The following is a 6,292-nucleotide window of genomic DNA, read 5'->3' on the forward strand; positions in this document are numbered from 1 at the left end:
CCGGCATCATCGGCTGCGACGCCGGGGCGGCAGCCGCCGGCTGCTGCGGCTTGGCCGCGCCGCCCGGCAGGGTGGTGGTGCTGTAGGTCTGCGGCCGCGCCGCCTGGTTTACCTGCATGTCGATGCCGGTGGCGACGACCGACACCCGTACCCGGCCTTCCATGCTCTCGTCGAAGGTCGAGCCGAAGATGATGTTGGCGTCGGGGTCGACCTCGTCACGGATGCGGTTGGTCGCCTCGTCGACCTCGTACAGGGTCATGTCGAGGCCGCCCGTGATGTTGATCAGGACGCCCTTGGCCCCCTTCATCGAGATGTCGTCGAGCAGCGGGTTCGAGATCGCGGCCTCGGCGGCGCTGATCGAGCGGCGCTCGCCCTCGGCCTCGCCGGTGCCCATCATCGCCTTGCCCATCTCCGCCATCACCGTGCGGATGTCGGCGAAGTCGAGATTGATCAGGCCCGGCTGCACCATCAGGTCGGTGACGCCGCGCACACCCGAATGCAGCACCTCGTCCGCCATCCGGAAGGCGTCCGCGAAGGTCGTCTTCTCGTTGGCGATACGGAACAGGTTCTGGTTCGGGATGATGATCAGGGTGTCGACATATTGCTGCAGCTCCTGCAGCCCCTGCTCGGCCATGCGCATGCGGTGCGCGCCCTCGAAGTGGAAGGGCTTGGTCACCACGCCGACGGTCAGGATGCCCTGCTCGCGCGCCGCGCGGGCGATCACGGGCGCGGCGCCGGTGCCGGTGCCGCCGCCCATGCCGGCGGTGATGAACACCATGTGCGCGCCTTCGAGATGGGCGACGATGTGCTCCATCGCCTCCTCGGCCGAGGCCCGGCCGATATCCGGCCGCGACCCGGCGCCCAGGCCCTGGGTCAGCCCGGCGCCGAGCTGGATCCGCTTCTGCGCCGCGGAGCCCGCCAGGGCCTGCGCGTCGGTGTTGGCCACCACGAACTCGACCCCGGCCAGGTTGGCCCGGATCATGTTGTTGACGGCATTGCCGCCGGCGCCGCCAACGCCAACCACGGTGATCCGCGGCTGGAGGCTGATATCGCCCTGCGGGATGCTGAGATTGATCATGTCGATAGCTCCCCTACTGTCCCCTATTCACCCTGCGACCGCTTCCCACCCGCCTAGTCCGTGCTCCCGGCATCGCCCCGGATGGTCGGGCGTGCCGGGTTGACTGGTCCTGGATCAAAGGTTGTCACGGAACCACCCCCCGATCCGGCTGAAGAAGCCGCCGCCCGAGGCGCCGCTTTCCTCCAGCCCCGGGCCCGAGCCGACCAGGTCGGCGGGCCCCGAAATGGCGTAGGCCAGCAGGCCCGTCGCCGTCGAAAAGCTCGGCCCTGCCGTCGCCTCGGCCAGGCCGTCCAGGCCCAGCGGGCGGCCCATGCGGACCTGCTTGTCCAGCACCAGCTGCGCCAACTCGCGCGCGCCCTGCAGCTGCGAGCCGCCGCCGGTCAGCACCACGCGGCGGCCGAAGGCCTTGTCGAAGCCGCTGGCTTCGAGCCGCGAGCGCACCATCTCGAAGATCTCCTCCATCCGGGGCTGGATGATCCCGGTCAGCAGGCTCTTCGGCACATGGGTCGGCTGGCTGTCCTCCTCCTCGCCGACCTGCGGCACGTCGATCACCTCGCGGTCGTCGGCGACGGACGGCAGGGCCGAGCCGTAGAGGGTCTTCATCCGCTCGGCATGCACCACCGGCGTGGTCAGGCCGCGGGCGATGTCGTTGGTGACATGGGCGCCGCCGACCGGCAGGCAGTCGGCGAAGACCAGCCGGCCCTCGATGAACACCGCCAGCGAGGTGGTGCCGCCGCCCATGTCGATCACGGTGCAGCCCAGCTCGCGCTCGTCCGGCACCAGGCAGGCCAGGCCCGAGGCATAGGGCGACAGCACCACGCTCTCGACCTCGAGATGGGCCCGGTTGACGCAGCTGGTCAGGTTGCGCAGCGCGCCGGTGTTGGCGGTGATCAGGTGCAGGTCGATGCTGAGGGACTCGCCGACCATGCCGCGCGGGTCGCGCACGCCGCGCACCTCGTCGAGGCCGTAGCTGATCGGCACCGCGTGGATCACCTCGGCGTCGGTGGCGACGCTGCCATTGAAGGCGCGGGCGGCGCGGCGCAGGTCGTTGTCGTTCACCTCGCGGCCGCCGACCGGCACCTCGAGCGACAGGCTCTGCGACGCCGGATGGCCGCCGGAGAGGTTGACGATCACCTCGTTGACGGTCTCGCCGGCCATCTGCTCGGCCGCCTGCACCGCGAGCGCGATGGTCTTCTCCGCCGCGTCGAGCTCGACGATGGCGCCGGCGCGCACGCCGCGGCTGGCCTGATGGCCGATGCCGATCACCTGCGCCTTGCCCTCGTCGGCCACGCGCGCGATGAAGCACACGACCTTGGTGGTGCCGAGGTCGACCGCGGCCACGATGGAACCCCGCGATCGGGTGCGGGGGCGGCGCATCGCGTTAAATCCCATGAGTGCCATCCGCGCCGCCCATCAGGTCTTGTCCTTGGACGGCGCGCGCTGCGCGGCCGCCGCGGGAGTGAGCTGGATCACCATCCGGTCGCCCAGGCGCAGATCGACCGCCACGATGTCGCGGTCCAGCACCGAATCCTTGCGCTGCGCCTCGTCCAGCCGGGCCAGGGCCGCGGCGACGTCACCGTCGGGCAGCTTCACGGTGACGTGGTTGTCGAGCATCAGATCCCAGCGCCGGCCGCCGACCCGCATGGCCGAGCGGATGCGGCGGGCGATGTCCGGCGTCTTCGACAGGGCGTCGATCAGCACCGCCGCGGTGCCGGCCGCGTCGCCGCCGACCACCATCGGCAGGTCCGGGTAGTCGGCCAGCGACGGCACCGGCAGGACATGGCCCTCGCGATCGATCAGGCTGAAGCTCTGGTTGCTCTGCCACAGCGCCAGCGGCACCCGCTCCTCGATCCGGACGAACACCGTGTCCGGCAGCCGGCGCTCGACGCTGGCCGACTTGATCCAGGGGATGTCCAGCAGCTTCGCCTGGGCCGCATCCGGGTCGAGGTCGAAGATCGGGTCGCCGCGGCCGACGCCGAGCGCCGCCATGATGGCGCCGCCATCAACCGAGCGCCGGCCTTCGACCAGCACCTCCTGCACCGAGAAGCCGGCGGCCACGGTCAGGCCCATCACCGCGCCATGGATGCCGCGACCGGCTGCGGTCAGCGTGCCGCTGGTCCACAGCGCCGCCAGCAGGCCGAACACGGCGATGCCGCCCAGCGCCATGCCGCCCAGGCGCAGCGCCGCCGCCCGGCGCCGGTCCATCGGCTTGCGGCGGACCGAGGTGCCGCCGCTGCCGCGCCGGCGTCCGGCGTCGGGCTCGGCGCTCAGCGGCCGCATGCGGCATCCTCCAGCAGCCATTCGCACAGATCGGCGAAGTCGACGCCGATATGCTTCGCCTGCTCCGGCACCAGCGAGATCGGGGTGAAGCCCGGCTGGGTGTTGATCTCGAGGAAGTACAGCCCCGCGGTCCCCGGCCGGGTGTCGTCCCAGCGGAAATCGGTGCGGCTGATGCCGCGGCAGCCCAGCGTCCGGTGCGCCAGCAGCGCCAGGCGCATGGCCTCCGCAGCGACGTCCTCCGGCACCTGCGCCGGCAGGGTGTGGACGGCGTGGCCCTCGGTATACTTGGCGTCGTAGTCGAAGAAGGCGTGGGTGTGCGCGATCTCGGTCACGGTCAGGGCGCGGTCGCCCATCACGCCGACGGTCAGCTCGCGGCCCGGCACGTATTCCTCGACCAGCGCGTCGCCATAGCCCCAGCCGGCCAGGTCGATCGCCGGGACATTGTCGTTGGCGCGGACGATGCGGACGCCGACGCTGGAGCCCTCGGCCGCCGGCTTGACCACATAGGGCGGCTCCATCAGGTGGCGTTCGGCCACCTGCTCCGGCGGCGCGACCACGCCGCGGGCGCTGCGGATGCCGACCGAGCCGAGCATCTGCTTGGTCGCCGGCTTGGACATGGCGATGGCCGAGGCCCGCACGCCGGAATGGGTGTAGGGCAGGCCCAGCATGTCGAGCACGCCCTGGATCGTGCCGTCCTCGCCACCCTTGCCGTGCAGGGCGTTGAACACCACCTCGGGCGCCGGCCGCAGGGCGCGCAGCAGCGCCTCGACGTCGCGGCCGACATCGATCAGCTCGACCCGATGGCCGCGGCCGCGCAGCGCCACGGCGACGGCCTTGCCGGAGACGAGGCTGACCTCGCGCTCCGCCGACCAGCCGCCGTAGAGGACTGCGACCGACTTCGTCATCGGGCGGCCCCCGCGACCTTCTTGGCGCGCAGCGCGTCGAGCTCGGTGGGCAGGGCGTTGGCCCAGGCGGTGATGTTGCCGGCGCCGAGGCAGACCACGAAGTCGCCCGGCTGGGCCAGGTCATAAGCCAGCTGCGGCAGCGCCTCCGGCCCCGGCAGCGGGATCACGCGGCGATGGCCGCTGTCGCGCAGCCCCTCGACCAGGGCCGAGCGGGTGGCGCCTTCGACCGGCGCCTCGCCGGCAGCATAGACATCCGCGACCACGACGATGTCGGCGTCGTTGAAGCAGGTGCAGAATTCCTGGAACAGACTGGCCAAGCGGCTGTAGCGGTGCGGCTGCACCACGGCGATCACCTTGTGCTTCTGGGCCGCGGCCCGGGCCGCCTTGAGCACCGCCGCGATCTCCACCGGGTGGTGGCCGTAATCGTCGATCACCGTCACGCCGCCCGACTCGCCGGTCTTGGTGAACCGGCGCTTCACCCCGCTGAAGCGCGCCAGCGTTTCGATGATCTGCCCGTCGTCCATTCCCATCTCATGGGCCACGGCGATAGCGGCCAATGCATTCTGGATATTGTGTTGCCCGAGCATTGGCAACACAATATCGCGGATCATACGGCTTTTTCCGGACTGCCTGTCCTGGAGCACGGCAGTGAACCTGGAGCCGCGCGATTCGATCGAGAAATCGACCGCGCGAACGTCGGCCTGCGGGCTGAATCCATAGGTGATGATGCGCCGGTCGGTGACCCGCGAGATCAGCGCCTGCACCTCCGGATGATCGATGCACAGGACGGCGAATCCATAGAACGGCGTGTTGGTGACGAACTGCTCGAACGCCGCCTTCACCGAGTCGAAATCGCCGTAGAAGTCGAGGTGCTCGGGGTCGATGTTGGTGACCACGACGATGGTCGCCGGCAGCCGGGTGAAGGTGCCGTCGCTCTCGTCGGCCTCGACCACCATCCAGTCGCCCTGGCCCAGCCGGGCGTTGGTGCCGTAGGCGTTGATGATGCCGCCATTGATGATGGTCGGGTCCATGCCGGCGCCGTCGATCATCGCCGCCACCAGGCTGGTGGTGGTGGTCTTGCCGTGGGTGCCGCCGATCGCGATCGACCATTTCAGGCGCATAAGCTCGGCCAGCATCTCGGCCCGGCGCACCACCGGGATCAGGGCGGCGCGGGCGGCCTTGACCTCCGGGTTGTCGGCCTTGACCGCCGAGGAGATGACGACCACCGCGGCGTCGCCGAGATGGGCGGCGGCATGGCCGATCTTGACGTCGATGCCGGCCTTGCGCAGGCGCAGGACGTTGGCGCTCTCGGCCACGTCGGTGCCCTGCACCGAATAGCCGAGATTGTGCAGGATCTCGGCAATCCCGCTCATGCCGATGCCGCCGATCCCCACGAAGTGGATCATCCCAATGTCGAGCGGCATCTGCCTCATCGGCGGTACTCCTTCAGTTACGCTCCCGTTGCGGCCAACGCGCGAAGACCCGCCCCATGCCCGGCGAGGGCGAGGACAAGGTCGGCGAGTCGGTCGGCGGCATCCGGATGGGCTGCGGCGCGCGCGGCGCCGGCGGCCTCCACCAGAATGGAGGGGCGGGTGTACAGGTGTTCGAGACGCGATGCCAGCACTTCCGGAGTGAGATCCGACTGCGGCATCAGCCACCCCCCGCCGGAGGCCGCGATGGCCCTGGCATTGGCGGTCTGGTGGTCGTCCATGGCGAAGGGATAGGGCACCAGGATGGCGGGGCGGCCGATGGCCGCAAGCTCCGCCGCCGTCGACGCGCCGGACCGGCAGATCACCAGCTGGGCCGCGGCCAGCCGCTCCGGCACGTCGTCGAAGAAGGTCGACAGCGTGGCGTCGGCGCCGATCGCGGCGTAGCGCCCGCGGCAGGCCTCGATGTCCTCGGGCCGGGACTGCTGCACGATCGACAGGCGGCTCCGCAGCCCCTCCGGCAGCAGCGCCACCGCGGCCGGGATCAGCTCGCTGAACACCCGCGCGCCCTGGCTGCCGCCGAGCACCAGCAGGGTCAGCGT

At 70.6% G+C, this 6,292-nt stretch carries 6 protein-coding genes; all 6 read right to left on the reverse strand.

The genetic code is table 11. The features are described 5' to 3' along the window. Positions 1 to 1,078, reverse strand: a 1,078-nt coding sequence (gene ftsZ / locus P409_RS23230; RefSeq protein ID WP_034844301.1) for a cell division protein FtsZ, incomplete at its 3' end; no start/stop codon positions are given. A 114-nt stretch (positions 1,079 to 1,192) separates the two neighbouring features. After that, on the reverse strand, positions 1,193 to 2,419 hold the full coding sequence (gene ftsA / locus P409_RS23235; RefSeq protein ID WP_238578750.1) for a cell division protein FtsA: 1,227 nt from the start codon (positions 2,417 to 2,419) through the stop codon (positions 1,193 to 1,195). A gap of 72 nt (positions 2,420 to 2,491) precedes the next feature. Continuing rightward, complete coding sequence (locus tag P409_RS23240; protein ID WP_052121259.1) at positions 2,492 to 3,358, reverse strand: cell division protein FtsQ/DivIB; 867 nt, start codon at positions 3,356 to 3,358, stop codon at positions 2,492 to 2,494. Next, the gene (locus P409_RS23245; protein WP_034844306.1) at positions 3,346 to 4,263 is read right to left on the reverse strand and encodes a D-alanine--D-alanine ligase; all 918 of its coding nucleotides are present in this window, start codon (positions 4,261 to 4,263) and stop codon (positions 3,346 to 3,348) included. Before P409_RS23245 ends, P409_RS23240 begins: the two co-directional genes overlap by 13 nt. Next, a complete protein-coding gene (gene murC, locus P409_RS23250) occupies positions 4,260 to 5,696 on the reverse strand; it encodes a UDP-N-acetylmuramate--L-alanine ligase (RefSeq protein WP_034844308.1) in 1,437 nt (478 codons plus the stop codon). Before murC ends, P409_RS23245 begins: the two co-directional genes overlap by 4 nt. Before the next feature lie 17 nt (positions 5,697 to 5,713). Continuing rightward, positions 5,714 to 6,292 (reverse strand): UDP-N-acetylglucosamine--N-acetylmuramyl-(pentapeptide) pyrophosphoryl-undecaprenol N-acetylglucosamine transferase (locus P409_RS23255; protein ID WP_034844310.1); only part of this gene is annotated, 579 nt, incomplete at its 5' end.

Origin of the sequence: Inquilinus limosus MP06, from assembly GCF_000767795.1 — a bacterium.
Lineage (GTDB): Bacteria > Pseudomonadota > Alphaproteobacteria > DSM-16000 > Inquilinaceae > Inquilinus > Inquilinus limosus_E.